The organism is Streptomyces asiaticus, from assembly GCF_018138715.1.
In the GTDB taxonomy this organism is placed as follows: domain Bacteria; phylum Actinomycetota; class Actinomycetes; order Streptomycetales; family Streptomycetaceae; genus Streptomyces; species Streptomyces asiaticus.
The window spans coordinates 6696336-6710660 of record NZ_JAGSHX010000006.1; the positions used below are offsets into that span (position 1 = coordinate 6696336).

The 14325-nt window shown below is 71.2% G+C and carries 15 protein-coding genes; 7 read left to right on the forward strand and 8 right to left on the reverse strand.

Features of this window, described 5'->3' with window-relative positions; all coding sequences use genetic code 11:
- Positions 1-13 precede the first annotated feature (13 nt).
- The 3 genes from macS (at position 14) to KHP12_RS36380 (ending at position 3145) form a co-directional block, all read left to right on the forward strand.
- Positions 14-1258: a MacS family sensor histidine kinase gene (gene macS / locus KHP12_RS36370; RefSeq protein WP_210610383.1), complete on the forward strand. Its 1245-nt coding sequence runs from the start codon at positions 14-16 to the stop codon at positions 1256-1258.
- The gene (locus KHP12_RS36375; RefSeq protein WP_037949072.1) at positions 1255-1935 is read left to right on the forward strand and encodes a response regulator; all 681 of its coding nucleotides are present in this window, start codon (positions 1255-1257) and stop codon (positions 1933-1935) included. Before macS ends, KHP12_RS36375 begins: the two co-directional genes overlap by 4 nt.
- A gap of 181 nt (positions 1936-2116) precedes the next feature.
- Positions 2117-3145 carry a 6-phosphofructokinase gene (locus tag KHP12_RS36380; RefSeq protein WP_037949070.1) on the forward strand — a complete coding sequence of 343 codons (1029 nt, stop codon included), beginning with the start codon at positions 2117-2119 and terminating at the stop codon, positions 3143-3145.
- A gap of 108 nt (positions 3146-3253) precedes the next feature.
- Here the strand turns inward: KHP12_RS36380 and KHP12_RS36385 are convergent, their stop codons facing one another.
- From KHP12_RS36385 to KHP12_RS36390, 3 genes are all read right to left on the reverse strand, one after another.
- Entirely contained in the window at positions 3254-5185 is a 1932-nt protein-coding gene (locus tag KHP12_RS36385) for an anthranilate synthase family protein (RefSeq protein WP_086880963.1), read from the reverse strand.
- Positions 5186-5278: 93 nt separating this feature from the next.
- A complete protein-coding gene (locus KHP12_RS53910) occupies positions 5279-5335 on the reverse strand; it encodes a trp operon leader peptide (protein ID WP_488186596.1) in 57 nt (18 codons plus the stop codon).
- Between the two features lie 15 nt (positions 5336-5350).
- Entirely contained in the window at positions 5351-5887 is a 537-nt protein-coding gene (locus KHP12_RS36390; RefSeq protein ID WP_086880962.1) for a hypothetical protein, read from the reverse strand.
- Positions 5888-6161: 274 nt separating this feature from the next.
- Between KHP12_RS36390 and KHP12_RS36395 the strand changes: the two genes are divergently transcribed.
- Together KHP12_RS36395 and KHP12_RS36400 are read left to right on the forward strand one after the other, a co-directional pair.
- Positions 6162-7511: a class II 3-deoxy-7-phosphoheptulonate synthase gene (locus KHP12_RS36395; protein ID WP_086880966.1), complete on the forward strand. Its 1350-nt coding sequence runs from the start codon at positions 6162-6164 to the stop codon at positions 7509-7511.
- A gap of 150 nt (positions 7512-7661) precedes the next feature.
- Positions 7662-7934 (forward strand): (2Fe-2S)-binding protein, encoded by a 273-nt coding sequence (locus tag KHP12_RS36400; protein WP_086880961.1) that lies wholly within the window; start codon positions 7662-7664, stop codon positions 7932-7934.
- Positions 7935-8016: 82 nt separating this feature from the next.
- Here KHP12_RS36400 and bfr read toward each other — a convergent pair whose 3' ends face one another.
- Entirely contained in the window at positions 8017-8532 is a 516-nt protein-coding gene (gene bfr, locus KHP12_RS36405) for a bacterioferritin (protein ID WP_086880960.1), read from the reverse strand.
- Positions 8533-8690: 158 nt separating this feature from the next.
- On the opposite strand from bfr, the gene KHP12_RS36410 reads away from it, so the two are divergent.
- A complete protein-coding gene (locus KHP12_RS36410; protein ID WP_086880959.1) occupies positions 8691-9314 on the forward strand; it encodes a sulfite oxidase-like oxidoreductase in 624 nt (207 codons plus the stop codon).
- 51 nt (positions 9315-9365) lie between these two features.
- Here KHP12_RS36410 and KHP12_RS36415 read toward each other — a convergent pair whose 3' ends face one another.
- Both KHP12_RS36415 and KHP12_RS36420 read right to left on the reverse strand, forming a co-directional pair.
- Entirely contained in the window at positions 9366-9866 is a 501-nt protein-coding gene (locus KHP12_RS36415) for a DUF4396 domain-containing protein (RefSeq protein WP_086880958.1), read from the reverse strand.
- A 92-nt stretch (positions 9867-9958) separates the two neighbouring features.
- Positions 9959-10834 (reverse strand): deoxyribonuclease IV, encoded by an 876-nt coding sequence (locus tag KHP12_RS36420; protein WP_086880957.1) that lies wholly within the window; start codon positions 10832-10834, stop codon positions 9959-9961.
- A 105-nt stretch (positions 10835-10939) separates the two neighbouring features.
- On the opposite strand from KHP12_RS36420, the gene KHP12_RS36425 reads away from it, so the two are divergent.
- Positions 10940-11749 carry a maleylpyruvate isomerase family mycothiol-dependent enzyme gene (locus KHP12_RS36425; protein ID WP_086880956.1) on the forward strand — a complete coding sequence of 270 codons (810 nt, stop codon included), beginning with the start codon at positions 10940-10942 and terminating at the stop codon, positions 11747-11749.
- 82 nt (positions 11750-11831) lie between these two features.
- Here KHP12_RS36425 and pknB read toward each other — a convergent pair whose 3' ends face one another.
- Both pknB and KHP12_RS36435 read right to left on the reverse strand, forming a co-directional pair.
- Complete coding sequence (gene pknB / locus KHP12_RS36430; protein ID WP_086880955.1) at positions 11832-13766, reverse strand: Stk1 family PASTA domain-containing Ser/Thr kinase; 1935 nt, start codon at positions 13764-13766, stop codon at positions 11832-11834.
- 88 nt (positions 13767-13854) lie between these two features.
- Complete coding sequence (locus tag KHP12_RS36435; RefSeq protein ID WP_086880965.1) at positions 13855-14313, reverse strand: SRPBCC domain-containing protein; 459 nt, start codon at positions 14311-14313, stop codon at positions 13855-13857.
- Positions 14314-14325: the final 12 nt, after the last annotated feature.

A 14325-nucleotide genomic window follows, 5' to 3' on the forward strand; every position in this document is an offset into this window, starting at 1 on the left:
GCGCGTGGTGCGGATGTCCGTCGAGCAGCCGCTGTGGCAGGCGCTGACCGCCTACCGGGTGCTCACCCTGCTCTACGCGCTCGGCCTGTGCGTCTACTCCTTCGACGACTACGACCATCCGATCGGCGCCGTCGTCTACATGGCGGTGCTGACGCTGTGGACGGCGCTCACCTTCCGGATGGTCGCCTCGGCCGAGCGCTGCACCCGGCGGTTCCTCGTCGGCGACCTCGGCATCGCGGTGACCGGCATTCTGCTCACCCCGCTCGTGGACAGCCACGACCGGATCGCCGAGGGCACGCCCACGCTGCCTTCCATATGGACGATGGGCGCGGTCCTCGGCTTCGCCATCAAGGGCGGCTGGCGCTGGGGTGCCTCGGCCTCCACCGTGGTCTGCGCCGCCAATGTGATCGAGCGCGGCGGATTCGCCCAGGACACCGTCCACATGCTGTCGTTGGTGTGGGTGGCGAGCGTGGGCATCGGCTATGTGGTCGAGGTGGCCCGCGCCAGTGAGCGCACCCTCGCCCGCGCGCTGCGCATCGAGGCGGCCACCCGGGAGCGGGAGCGGCTGGCCCGCGACATCCACGACAGCGTGCTCCAGGTGCTCGCCATGGTGCAGCGGCGCGGCGCCGCGATCGGCGGCGAGGCGGCCGAACTCGGCCGGATGGCGGGGGAGCAGGAGATCGCGCTGCGCACCCTGGTCTCCACCGGTCTGGTGACCCGGCCGCGTACCGGCGACGGGACGGAGGCCGTAGCCGACCCGGGCGCCCTCCCGGACGCCGACGACCCGCCGGCCCCGCCCTGCCCGCCCGGCCCCGGGCGCTCCGACGACGGCCCCTGCGATCTGCGGGCCCTGCTGGCCCCGCACGCGGGCTCCCGGGTCACCTTCTCCGAGCCGGGCGCGCCGGTGCTCCTCCCGGCGGGCGTCGCCGGGGAGTTGGCCGCCGCCGTCGGCGCCTCCCTGGACAACGTACGGGTCCACGCCGGCGAGGACGCCCACGCCTGGATCCTGCTGGAGGACGAGCCGGACGCGGTGATGGTGACCGTACGGGACGACGGCCCCGGCATTCCCGAGGGGCGGCTGGCGGACGCGGAGGCGGAGGGGCGGCTGGGGGTGGCCCTGTCCATCCGGGGACGGCTGCGCGACCTCGGCGGCACCGCCGAGTGGATCTCGGCGCCGGGGCAGGGCACCGAAGTGGAGTTGACGGTTCCGAAGGCGTCGGCGAAGAAGGCGAAACAGAAGGGGGAAGCGGCACGATGACCGCTCAGCACGACGGCCGCCCGGTGACGGTGATGGTGGTCGACGACCATCCGATGTGGCGCGACGCGGTGGCCCGGGACCTCTCCGAGGCCGGGTTCGACGTGGTGGCCACGGCCGGGGACGGACCGCAGGCGGTCCGCCGGGCCAAGGCCGCGGGGCCGGACGTCCTGGTGCTCGACCTCAACCTGCCCGGGCTGCCGGGGGTCGAGGTGTGCAAGGAGGTCCTCGCCGACCGCCCCGAGCTGCGGGTGCTGGTGCTCTCCGCGAGCGGTGAGCACGCGGACGTCCTGGAGGCGGTCAAGTCCGGGGCCACCGGCTATCTGCTGAAGTCGGCCAGCACCGAGGAGCTGCTGGACGCGGTGGGCCGCACGGCGGCCGGCGACCCGGTGTTCACCCCCGGCCTCGCGGGCCTGGTGCTCGGTGAGTACCGGCGGCTCGCGGGCGAGCCCGCCCCCACCGCCGCCGACCAGCCCGCCGCCCCGCAGCTCACCGAGCGTGAGACGGAGGTGCTGCGGCTGGTGGCCAAGGGGCTTTCGTACAAGCAGATCGCCGAGCGGCTGGTCATCTCGCACCGCACGGTGCAGAACCACGTCCAGAACACCCTCGGCAAGCTCCAGCTGCACAATCGCGTGGAGCTGGTCCGCTACGCCATCGAGCGCGGCCTCGACGACGCCTGACACCGTCCGGCCGGGGCCGGTGACATTGCGTCACCCCCTCGTACGGGTGAAGTTCAAAACCAACTCCCTTGATTCGCGCGGGAATCGTCCGACGCCCCATCCCGTGTGACCTGGATCACCGTTAGCGTGGCTCTCCGTACCGGGCCCAATCACGGGATTCCACGGGAGAAGGGAAGAAACGATGCGGGTCGGAGTGCTGACCGGCGGCGGTGACTGCCCCGGGCTCAACGCGGTCATCCGCGCCGTCGTGCGCAAGGGCGTACAGGAATACGGCTATGACTTCATCGGCTTCCGGGACGGCTGGCGCGGCCCTCTCGAGAACGACACCGTCCCCCTCGACATCCGCGCGGTGCGCGGCATCCTGCCACGCGGCGGCACCATCCTCGGCTCCTCCCGCACCAACCCCCTCAAGAGCGAGGACGGCATCCGCCGGGTCAAGGAGACCCTGGTCAAGCAGGAGGTCGACGCGCTGATCGCGATCGGCGGCGAGGACACCCTCGGCGTCGCCGCCCGGCTCTCCGGCGACTACGGCATCCGCTGTGTCGGCGTCCCCAAGACCATCGACAACGATCTGTCCGCCACCGACTACACCTTCGGCTTCGACACCGCCGTCAACATCGCCACCGAGGCCATCGACCGGCTCCACACCACCGCCGAATCGCATATGCGGGTGCTCGTCGTCGAGGTGATGGGCCGTCATGCCGGGTGGATCGCCCTGCACTCGGGGCTCGCCGGCGGCGCCAACGTCATCCTCCTCCCCGAACAGCGCTTCGATGTCGACCAGGTCTGCGCCTGGGTCGAATCCCGTTTCAAGATCCGCTACGCCCCGATCGTGGTCATCGCCGAGGGCGCGATGCCCCAGGACGGCGACGCCGTCCTCAAGGACGACACGCTGGACTCCTTCGGCCATGTCCGGCTCTCCGGGGTCGGCGAGTGGCTGGCCAAGGAGATCGAGAAGCGCACCGGTAAGGAGGCCCGCACCACCGTCCTCGGCCATGTCCAGCGCGGGGGCACGCCCAGCGCCTTCGACCGCTGGCTCGCCACCCGCTTCGGGCTGCACGCCATCGACGCGGTCCGGGACGAGGACTTCGGAAAGATGGTCGCGCTGCGCGGCACCGACATCATCCGGGTACCGCTTGCCGAGGCGACCGCACGACTCAAGACGGTCGATCCCTCGCTCTACGCCGAGGCCGAGGTCTTCTTCGGCTGAGGCCGTCTGGGTGCAGTACGGCGATGGGCCGGGCGCGGAAGTCGCGCCCGGCCCATCGTCACACCGCCCTCCGGATTCGGCCGGATCGTCCTTCGGCCCGCGGGCCCTTCAGACCAGTACGGCCGCCAGCAGCTCCGCCACCAGTGCCGCCCCGTCCCGCGACAGCACCGACTCCGGGTGGAACTGCACCCCGGCGAAGCCCGGCCCGCGCAGCGCGTGCACATCGCCGGTCGCCCGGTCCCGGCTCAGCTCCACGCGGTGCATCGCCAGCTCCGTCTCCGCCGCCTCGTCACAGCGCGCCGTGAAGGTGTTGTAGAAGCCGACGGTCTCCTCACGCCCGAAGAAGTCGATCCGCTCCTGGGCGCCCTGGAACGGCACGTCCTTGCGGACGATCTCCAGCCCCAGCTCGGCCGCGATCAGCTCGTTCCCCAGGCACACTCCCAGCAGCCCGTGCCGGTGCCCGGCCACCAGCTCGGCGGTCAGCGCCCGCAGGAACCGCATCTTCGGGTCGGCCCGGTCGCCCGGGTCGCCGGGACCGGGGCCGAGCACCACGGGCCCCTGATGCGCCAGCACCGCCTCCCGCACCCCCGGCTCGTCGTACCGCCGCACGGTCACGGTCAGTCCCGAGGTGCGCAGCAGATGCGCGAGCATCGCGGTGAAGGTGTCCTCGGCGTCGATCACCAGGGCGTGCCCGGACAACCCCCCGACCTGGGGCTCCTCGGGGGCCTGCATCCGCAGCCAGAACGGCGCCAGGTCCGCCCGCCGCGCGTCCAGCGCCGCCCGTACCCGCGGATCGTCCGTGAGCCGCGGCCGCGGGCCCTCCTGCTCCGGCCGTACGGGCGCGGGCCGCACGCCCAGCGCGGTCAGCACTCCGGCCGCCTTCGCATGCGTCTCGGCCACTTCGCCGCGCGGGTCCGAGTGGCGGACCAGCGTGGCGCCGACGGCCACCTTCAGCGATCCCCCGGCATCGATGTCGGCGGTGCGGATCAGGATCGGCGAGTCCAGGGTCTGGGCGCCGCCGCCGTCCCGTCCGATCAGCGCGAGCGCCCCCGCGTAGTAGCCGCGGCCGCCCGGCTCGTAGCGCTCGATCACCCGGCACGCGTTCTGCACCGGGGAGCCGGTGACGGTCGCCGCGAACATCGTCTCGCGGAGCACCTCCCGGACGTCGAGCGAGGAGCGGCCGCGCAGCTCGTACTCGGTGTGCGCGAGGTGCGCCATCTCCTTGAGCCGGGGCCCGATCACCGTCCCGCCCATGTCGCCGACGGTGCACATCATCTTCAGCTCCTCGTCCACGACCATGGACAGCTCCTCCACCTCCTTGCGGTCGTGCAGGAACTCCAGCAGCCCCTCCGCGCTCGGCCCGCCCTCGGGGTAGCGGTACGTCCCGCTGATCGGATTCATCACGACCGTCCCCCCGGACATCCGCACATGGACCTCGGGGCTGGCCCCCACCAGCGTCCGCCCGTCCGCCAGCCGCACGACATACGTCCAGTAGGCGCCCCGCTCCCCGGCCAGCAGCCGCCGGAAGAGCGCGAGCGCGTCGGTACTCGCGAACCCCGGGATCTCGCCCCGGAAGGTCCTTCGGATGACGAAGTTGGCACCTTCCCCGGTGCCGATCTCGTCCTCGATGACCCGGCTCACGATCTCCGCGTACGCGTCGTCGTCCACGTCGAACGCCCCGTCCTCGACCCGCACCGGATGCCCGGGCAGCGCCTCCAGGGCCTCGGCGAGCGGCAGCTCGTAGCTCTCCTCCGGGCGCAGCACGGCCAGCGGCGTGCCGTCGTCGCGCACCTCGAACCCGCGCTCATGGATCTGCCGGAACGGCACCAGCGCGAGGGCGTCCGCCACCGGGGCGCCGTCCCGCGGGGTCCCGGTCGGCAGCGGGATGTCGGTCAGCCGCGCCACCTCGCCGACCGGGCCGAGCAGCACCTCGACGGTGTCGGGCGCCCGGCCGGGGGTGCGGCGGTGCAGCAGGGCGAAGGGCGGCGCGTCGTCGGAGAGCAGCCGTGCGACGACGGCCTGAGCATGGGGGTTCTGCATGGCGGGTGATTCCTTCCGGATTGAGGAACGACCCGCGGAAACGCCGAAGGCCGCCCCTCGGGCGGCCTTCGCGAGATCTTGGGAGTGCGCGATTCAGCGGGCCGCCGGATGAGCGGTCCACCACCAGGTCATGGTCAGTCGCGCGTGCATGTCCAGGACCTTACCTCAGTTCCAGGGGTTGGCCGGCTGATCGTTGATCGCGGTCCAGAAGCGGGTGCCGTCCGGGACGTAGCCGTACGCCCAGAAGGACCAGCCACCGCTCGCCTCCAGGTTGGCGCCGTACCGGCCGTCGTGGAACTCGGCCTCCCGCCAGTCCGCGCCGTAGTACTGCGCACAGATCGCGTCCGCCGTGGCCCGGCTGGTCAGCGACTTGCCCAGCACGGGCGGCGTCGCGGCCACGGTGCCGCGTGCCCAGCCCGCGTAGAAGTCCGGGGTGATCCCACCGGGCACGGCGCTGCCGTTGACTCTCAGGCACAGCATGGGGAGTGTCGCCGTGGCGGCGGTGTCACCGTTGTACGCGTCGGTCGCGGAGTCCGCGCCCACCCTGATCGTGCCGTTGGTCCCCTTCGCGAGCACGGTCCAGGTCATCCCGGACGCGATGGCCGACGAGTCCGCCTGGGCGGGTGTGGCGTTGAGCGACATCAGTACGAGCGAGGCGGCGGCCGCGAAGGCGGCGGCACCGCGGCGGAGCAACTTCCTCATGGGGCACTCCTTTGGATGGGGACCGGCCGCGGGGGTGGGCCGATCACCCGAACAGCGTCCGAGGAATGCACGGTTCCATCACGGCGTCTTCACGACATGACCGTAAACGGCCGGAGGATGCCCGAGCGCCAGTTCTTGCGCGACGCGTCCCGTGTGTGCTTGGTACGGACCTTGGTCCGTCCCCTGTGTGGTTCGGGCTCAGAGCGTGAGGGGCGGTGTCTCACCTTGTGGGCAGCGGGCTGGACGGCCGTGGAGACCCCGTAACCTTGTGCGGGTGACCGTGAACGCTGAAACCCACGCCGGTGGCCACACCTGGCAGTCTCTTCCCGCGGCGCAGCAGCCCGACTGGCCGGACCGAGCGGCTCTGCGCGATGTGATCGCTGAGCTCGAGTCCTATCCGCCGCTCGTCTTCGCGGGCGAGTGCGACGCGCTGCGGCACCGCCTGGGGGCCGTGGCGCGGGGCGAGGCGTTTCTGCTCCAGGGCGGCGACTGCGCCGAGGCATTCGACGGCGTGGGCGCCGACCAGATCCGCAACAAGCTCAAGACGCTCCTCCAGATGGGCGCCGTGCTGACCTACGCCGGGTCCGTCCCGGTGGTGAAGGTGGGCCGGATCGCCGGGCAGTACAGCAAGCCGCGCTCCAAGCCGACCGAGACCCGGGACGGGGTGACCCTGCCCACCTACCGCGGCGACTCCGTCAACGGGTTCGAGTTCACCCCCGAGGCGCGGATCCCTGACCCGCAGCGGCTGAAGCGGATGTACCAGGCGTCGGCCTCGACGCTGAACCTGGTGCGCGCCTTCACCACCGGCGGCTACGCGGACCTGCGGCAGGTGCACGCCTGGAACCAGGACTTCGTGAAGTCCTCGCCCTCGGGTCAGCGCTACGAGGCGCTGGCGCGCGAGATCGACCGGGCGCTGGCCTTCATGAACGCCTGCGGGGTGGACCCGGAGGAGTTCAAGACGGTCGAGTTCTTCTCCTCGCACGAGGCGCTGATCCTGGACTACGAGACGGCGATGACCCGCACCGACTCGCGCACCGGCGAGCTGTACGACGTCTCCGGCCACATGGTCTGGATCGGCGAGCGCACCCGGCAGCTGGACGGGGCGCATATCGAGTTCGCCTCCAAGGTCCGCAACCCGGTGGGCGTGAAGCTGGGCCCGACGACCACGCCGGAAGAGGCGCTGTCGCTGATCGAGCGGATCGACCCGGACCGCGAGCCGGGCCGGCTGACCTTCATCACCCGGATGGGCGCGGACAAGATCCGCGACAAGCTGCCCAACCTGGTGGAGAAGGTGACCGCCTCGGGTGCGCAGGTCGCCTGGGTCTGCGACCCGATGCACGGCAACACCTTCGAGGCGGCGTCCGGGCACAAGACCCGCCGCTTCGACGATGTGCTGGACGAGGTCAAGGGCTTCTTCGAGGTCCACAAGGAGCTCGGCACCCATCCGGGCGGCATCCATGTGGAGCTGACCGGCGACGATGTCACGGAGTGCGTGGGCGGCGGCGACGAGATCTTCGTCGACGATCTGCACCAGCGCTACGAGACGGCGTGCGACCCGCGGCTCAACCGCAGCCAGTCGCTGGACCTGGCGTTCCTGGTGGCGGAGATGTACCGGGACCAGTAGGGACCGGCCAGTAGAGATCATAAAGACGCAGGTGGGGCGCGGATCACATGGATCCGCGCCCGCTGTGCGTTGTGGGGGTCCGGCGCGGCAGGTAAGGTAAGGGTTACCTCACCGATCAAGGCCATCGTCGACGCCACCGCTGGAGAGTCCGTGTACGTCTGCTCATGCTTCGGGATCACCGAGCAGCAGGTGCGTCAGCACGCGGAATCTGGCGCGTGCACCCCGCGCCAGATCGCCGGTGCCTGCAAGGCGGGCACGGACTGCGGATCGTGCGTGCGGAAGATCCAGGCGCTGCTGGGCCGCGGTGCGTGCCCCCGGCGCGAGGCGCTGGACCCGGTCGTCCTGACCACGGCCGCGACGGCCGCGACGGCGGCGTCCGCTGCCGCTTCGCTCCCGGAGCCGACGGCGGCCGAGGCGGCCTGACCGGCGGACCGTTGGTGACCAGCGGACCGTTCGGCCTGGCCGGCGGACCGGATCGGTCGCCGCGAGTGCTGCCGCCGCGGGCTCAGTGACCCTTGCCGCTCCCGGAGTAGTTGTCGCCGTTGTCGCTGGGCTGCTCGATCTGCTGGGCGATGTAGAGGGGCTCACCGAGCTTCTCGATCAGCTCCAGCTGGGTGTCGAGATAGTCGATGTGGAGTTCCTCGTCGGCGAGGATGTACTCGAAGAGGTTCGCCGAGGTGATGTCCGCCTTGGACCGCATCAGCTCGATGCCCCGCTTGAGGCGGTCGATCGCCTCGATCTCCACCTGCCGGTCGGCCTGGAACATCTCGGTCAGCGTCTGGCCCACCCGGACATGGAAGAGCCGCTGGTAATTGGGCAGCCCATCCAGAAGAAGGATGCGGTCGGTGAGGATCTCCGCATGCTTCATCTCGTCGAAAGACTCCGACCGGGTGTATTTGGCAAGCCGAGTCCAGCCAAAGTTGTCCTGCATCTTTGAGTGCAGAAAGTACTGATTGATCGCGGTCAGCTCGCCGGTCAGCTGCTCGTTGAGGAACTCGAGGACCTCGGGGTCACCCTGCATCGGAGGGGCTCCTTCCAATCCGATCGGGAACGGCAGGTTCCGCGCATCGTCGCACCGCGCCTGTTGGGGCGTCCAGTAAGTGCACGCTTAGTACGAGTTGTGCCCGTCCCCGATGCCCTGGTCACGACCACCCCCGGCGGTCTGAGACCATGGAGCCCATGGGTCAGTCGGAAAGCCGCGAGGGGGAGCTCGCGAAGCTGCCTCCTGGGCAGCGACTGCAGCGCGGTTGGCCGGTTACGCACTATGGGCCGGTCCCCAAGTTCAGGCCGGACCGGTGGGAGTTCCGGGTCTTCGGCGCCACGGCGGACGGCGAAAAACACTGCTGGACGCATGAGGAGTTCTCGGCCCTGCCGTACTCGACGGTCGTGGCCGATCTGCACTGCGTCACCAAATTCAGCATGCTCGACGCCGAATGGGGCGGGGTTTCCTCGCTGGAGATCGTGAAGCTCGCACCGCCGGCGCCCGATGTCACCCATGTGATGGTGTGGGCCGAATACGGGTTCAGCTCGAATCTGCGGCTGTCCGACTTCATGGCGGAGACCACGATTTTCGCCACCCACAAGGACGGCGAGCTGCTCACCGCCGAGCACGGCTTTCCGGTGCGGCTGGTGGTGCCCCATCTGTACGCCTGGAAGGGCCCGAAATGGGTGCGCGGGGTGGAGTACATGACCGCCGACCGCCGCGGCTTCTGGGAGGAGCGCGGCTACCACAACATCGGCGACCCCTGGACGGAGAAGCGCTACTCCTACCAGGAGGAGCCGGGCGACGGCCCGGAGCTCTAGCTAGCCCCGGGCCGCCGGGTGGCGGGCTACAGTCGCGTCGCCGTGGCCTGGTCAGTGGTACTGGTGGACCACCGCATGTCCCTTGCCCCGACCGATCATCCACTTGTTGACCGGCGTGGTGACCAGGAACGCCACCGCGAACGACAGGGCCAGGCTGAGCCAGAAGAGAACGTCCGACAGCGTCGCGTCCATCGCGCCCGGGAAGACGACGATCGTCGCGTTGTCGGCCAGCTCCATGATCGTGATCGATACGGTGTCGGCCGCCAGTGCCACCCGCAGCGCGCTGCGCATGTCGAGCCCCGCCCGCAGCACGCCCCGCATCGTCAGGGAGTAGCCGAAGACGAAGGCGAGCACGATCGCCAGGATCATCGTCGGGACGTTGTGCCAGGCCAGGGCCGTGCCGATGGCCATGCCCACGACCTCGCCGATGGCGCAGCCGGTGAGGCAGTGCAGGGTGGCCTGCGCGGCCATCGACCAGTTGGTCGCGCCCGCGTGCTCCTCGTGGCCATGGTGCTCATGAGGTCCGCTCTGCGTGTGCTCATGCTGTCGCATGTCCGTCGTACCCCCAGCGTTGATCGCGGATTCGTCAACCGCACTCAACGCTATACCCCCTAGGGGTATTCCTCAACGCGCCGGGCGCGTTCTCAGGCCACCCCGGCGCGCAGCTCCTTCAGCCGGGCCACATCCGCCGCATGCCCCTCCGTACCGCCCGGTGTCTCGATCACCAGCGGCACCCCGTCGGTCGCGGGGTGGGCGAACAGCTCGCGGAACGGCTCCGCCCCGATGTGCCCGGCGCCGATGTTCGCGTGCCGGTCCTTGTGGGCGCCGACCACGTCCTTGGAGTCATTGGCGTGGATCAGCCTGAGCCGCCCCTCTCCGGCGACGGCCACCAGCTCGTCCAGCGTCTGCTTCACACCGCCCGGGGCGGCGAGGTCATGCCCCGCCGCGAACACATGGCAGGTGTCCAGGCAGACCCCGAGCCGGGGATGCCGGTCCAGCGCCTCGAAGTACGGCCCCAGGTCCTCCACCAGCGCGCACAGCGAGGTGCCCTGCCCGGCGGTCGGCTCCAGCAGCAGCCAGGGGTCGTCGTCCCGGGTCAGCTCGTCCAGCAGCGGCAGCACCCGCTCCCGTACCTGCGCGATCGCGGTGGCACGCGGACGTCCCCCGGTCGCCGAGCCGGTGTGGACGACCACGCCGAGCGCGCCGATCTCCCGGCCGCGCCGGAGCGAATGGCGCAGGGACGCGACGGAGCGTTCGGCCGTGGCCTCGGTGTGCGAACCGAAGTTGATCAAGTAGGGGGCGTGGACGTACACCGGTATCGACCGCTCGGCGCAGCCGGCGCGGAACGCCTCGTCCTGGGCGGGCGTACCGACGGGGGTGGCCCAGCCGCGCGGATTGGCGACGAAGACCTGGACGGTCTCGGCGCCGATGTCGGCGGCGTGCGCCAGACCGACGGTGGCCAGGCCGCCGGCCACCCGGATATGGCCGCCGATGGGGTTGCGGATGCGATGCGTACTCACGTCATCAAGGGTCCCAGGTGCGAGGGGCCCGCGTTGTCGCCCCTCGGGGGGGTATGGCTCCCGGGCCGGGGTCCGCTGTCGGTGGGCGCCCCTACTGTGACGTACATGACTCTGCTGAGCTTTGACCGTCGCTGCTCCGAGATCGTCGCGCAGACCCAGCTGCTGCGGGGCGCGATCGAGGGCGCGGATCTGACCCGTCCCGTGCCCACCTGCCCCGGCTGGAACGTCGGGCAGCTGCTGCGCCATCTCGGCGGAACCCATCGGTGGGCCGAGGAGCTGGTGCGCACCCGGGCCACGGAGGCGCTGCCCGATGAGCACTTCCGCGATCTGTCGCCGTACGCGGAGGAGGACGCGGCCGAGCTCGCCCCCTGGCTGGTCGAGGGCGCCCAGCTGCTGGCCGACACGCTGCGCGAGGCGGGGCCCGAGGCGCGGCTGTGGACCCCGGTGCCGGACTTCGGGCAGGTCGCCGGAGGGCGCGCGGACTTCTACGCCCGCCGCTTCACCCATGAGACGGCGGTCCACCGGGCCGACGCGGTCCTGGCCCTCGGCGATGAGTACACCCTCGACCAGGAGGTGGCCCTGGACGGGTTCGACGAGTGGCTGGCGCTCGGCTCGCTGCCGATGCACTTCGAGGTCCACCCCTGGATGCGCGAGCTGCTCGGCCCTGGCCGCACCCTGCACTTCCACGCGACCGACACCGCGCCGGAGGTGGCGGCGGAGTGGGTGGTCGACCTCACCGGCGACGCGATCACCTGGCGGCGGGCGCATGAGAAGGCCGCGGTCGCGGTGCGCGGGCCGCTGACCGACCTGCTGCTGATCATCTACAAGCGGCGCCCGGCCCGCGGCGCGGGCGTGGAGATCCTGGGCGATGAGAAGCTGCTGGACTTCTGGCTGGAGCGGGTCAGCTTCGGGTGAGCGGCCGGGTGGGGTCGGCTTCGGGTGAGCGGCCGGACGGATGGCATGGGCCGTCCGGCCGCTGCCATCCGTCCCCGAGCCCTCAGAACACGCCGCCCTTGGTCCTGATCGTGATCGTGCTGCCCTTGGGCGCCTTGTCGCCGCCCTCCACCGACTGGTCCTGCACCGTGTCCCCGGGGAACAGCAGCGCCTTCTGGACGTCCACCTTGAACCCGGCGTCCTCCAGCTCCGCCTTGGCGTCGTCCACGTTCTTCCCCGTGACGTCGGGCACCCCGACCATCTGCACGCCCTTGGAGATGGTCAGCGTCACCGTGTCGCCCTTGGCGGCCTTGCCGTCCGTCGACGGGGACTGCTCGGCGACCGAGCCCTTGTCCTTCTCCGAGAACACCTGCCGCTCGGCGATCTTCACCTTGAAGCCCTCGTCCTCCAGCGTGGACCGGGCGTCGTCGACCGAATCGCCCACCACATCCGGGACGTCGACCGGCTGGCCCTTGCTGACCACGATCGACACCGGCGTCTCGGGGCGGCGCACCGAGTCGGGGCCCGGGCTGGTGGAGAGGACCGAGCCCTGGGCCGTCTCACTGCTGAAGCGGCCGGTGACCTTGCCGACCGTGAGCCCCTGGTCCGCGATCTTCCGCTTGGCCTCGGCGAGCGGCATGCCCACCACATTGGGCACCTCGGCCCGCGGGCGTCCCTGGGAGACCCGGATGGTCACGGTGCCGGTGTCGCGGACGCGCTCGCCCGGGCCGGGCTTGGAGCCGATGACCTTCCCCTTGGGGATGACATCGCTGAACTCGTTGACGACCTTCACATCGAGACCCGCGCCGTGCAGCTTCTTCTCGGCCTCCGCCTGGGTCTTCCGCAGCACCGGCGGGACCTCGGTGAACTGGCCGACGCTGATGTACCAGACCCCGATGCCGAGGGCGATCGCCAGCACCACCGCGGCGGCGATCGTCACGATCCCGCGGCGCGGCAACCGGCCCCGGCCGACGCCCCGGCGGTGCCCCTCCTGCCGGGGCGGTTCCGGGGGCAGCTCCAGACGGCTGGTGTGGTTGAGCTGGTCCTGGTCGTCGACGGCCGCCGCCGGGCGCGGAATCACCGTCGTACGGTTCTCGGACCCGGCCGAGTGGTCCTCCTTGGCCTGCGGCGGCACCGCGTCCAGCTGGTCGTCGGTCAGCGCGGCCCGCACCGCCCGGGTCGTGCCCAGCAGCGCGACGGCGTCGGCGGGGCGCGCCTCGACGGCGCGCGCGGTGGCCGAGGCCACCAGCGCGTCCAGCTCCGGGGCGACCCCGGGCGCGAGGGCGGAGGGCGGCGGGACGTCCTCGTTCAGATGCTGGTAGAGGACCTGCGCCGGGGTGCTGCCGCCGTGCGGCTTGGCGCCGGTCAGCATCTCGTACAGCACCACACCACAGGCGTAGACATCGGCGCGGGTGTCGGCCGTGCCGTGCTCGATCTGCTCGGGCGCGAGATACGAGACGGTGCCGAGGACGCTGCCGGTGGAGGCGCTGGTGTTGGTGTCCACCGCCCGGACCAGGCCGAAGTCGGCGACCTTGACCCGGCCGTCGTCCCCGATCAGCACGTTCTCGGGCTTCATGTCCCGGTGGACGAAACCGGCGCGGTGGGCCGCCCCGAGCGCGGCCAGCACCGGCTCCAGGATGTCCAGCGCGGCGCGCGGATGCAGCGCCCCGCGCCCGCGGAGCACATCGCGCAGGGTGCAGCCGGAGACGTACTCCATGGCCAGATAGACATGGCCGCCGTCCGCTCCCTGGTCGTAGACGGCGACCACATTGGCGTGCGCGAGTCTCGCGACGGACTTCGCCTCCCGGATGAAGCGCTCGACGAAGGCGGCGTCGGAGGCGAGGCTCTGATGCATCACCTTCAGCGCGAGCACACGGTCCAGCCGGGTGTCGACGGCCCGGTAGACCGTCGCCATCCCGCCAACGGCGATCCGCGCCTCGATGCGGTAGCGGCCGTCGAGCTCCTGCCCGACGAGGGGGTCCTGGAGGGTCGTATCCACGGGGGAAGTCTACGAGGCGCCGATATCGGCCAGGACCGGCCGCCCCAGGTGGGGCGCGTACGTGCAGCGGAACGGTGACACCGGCGGGTCAGTTGTGCGACGCGGCGGCGATCGCGGCCAGCTCCTCCAGCGCGGAGGTCCAGGACAGCGTGGCGTACTCGGCGTGCTTGGCCTTGGCGTCGTCGGGGACGGCCAGGGCGCGGATACCGCTCTCCGCGAACCGCAGCCGGGTGCCCGGGCCCTCGGGCGAGAGCGCGAACTCCACGAGCGTGGCTTCGCCGGGGTCCGAGGGGGCGTGATCGGGCTCCAGGGCCAGCCGGAACCGGAAGAGGGCGTCCGGAACCGCCCGCTCGACCATGCCGTGGAACTCTCCGTGCTCGTCCCAGCGGAACCGGAGCCGCCCGCCGGGGTGCGGATCGATCTCGCAGCCGCCGGGGGCGTACCAGGCGCGGATGTGCTCGGGCGTGGTCAGCACCCGCCACACCCGGTCGATCGGCGCCGGTACGTACACCTCGCGCTCGATCCGGTCGTCCACGGTCACGGTCACGGCGACCACCTC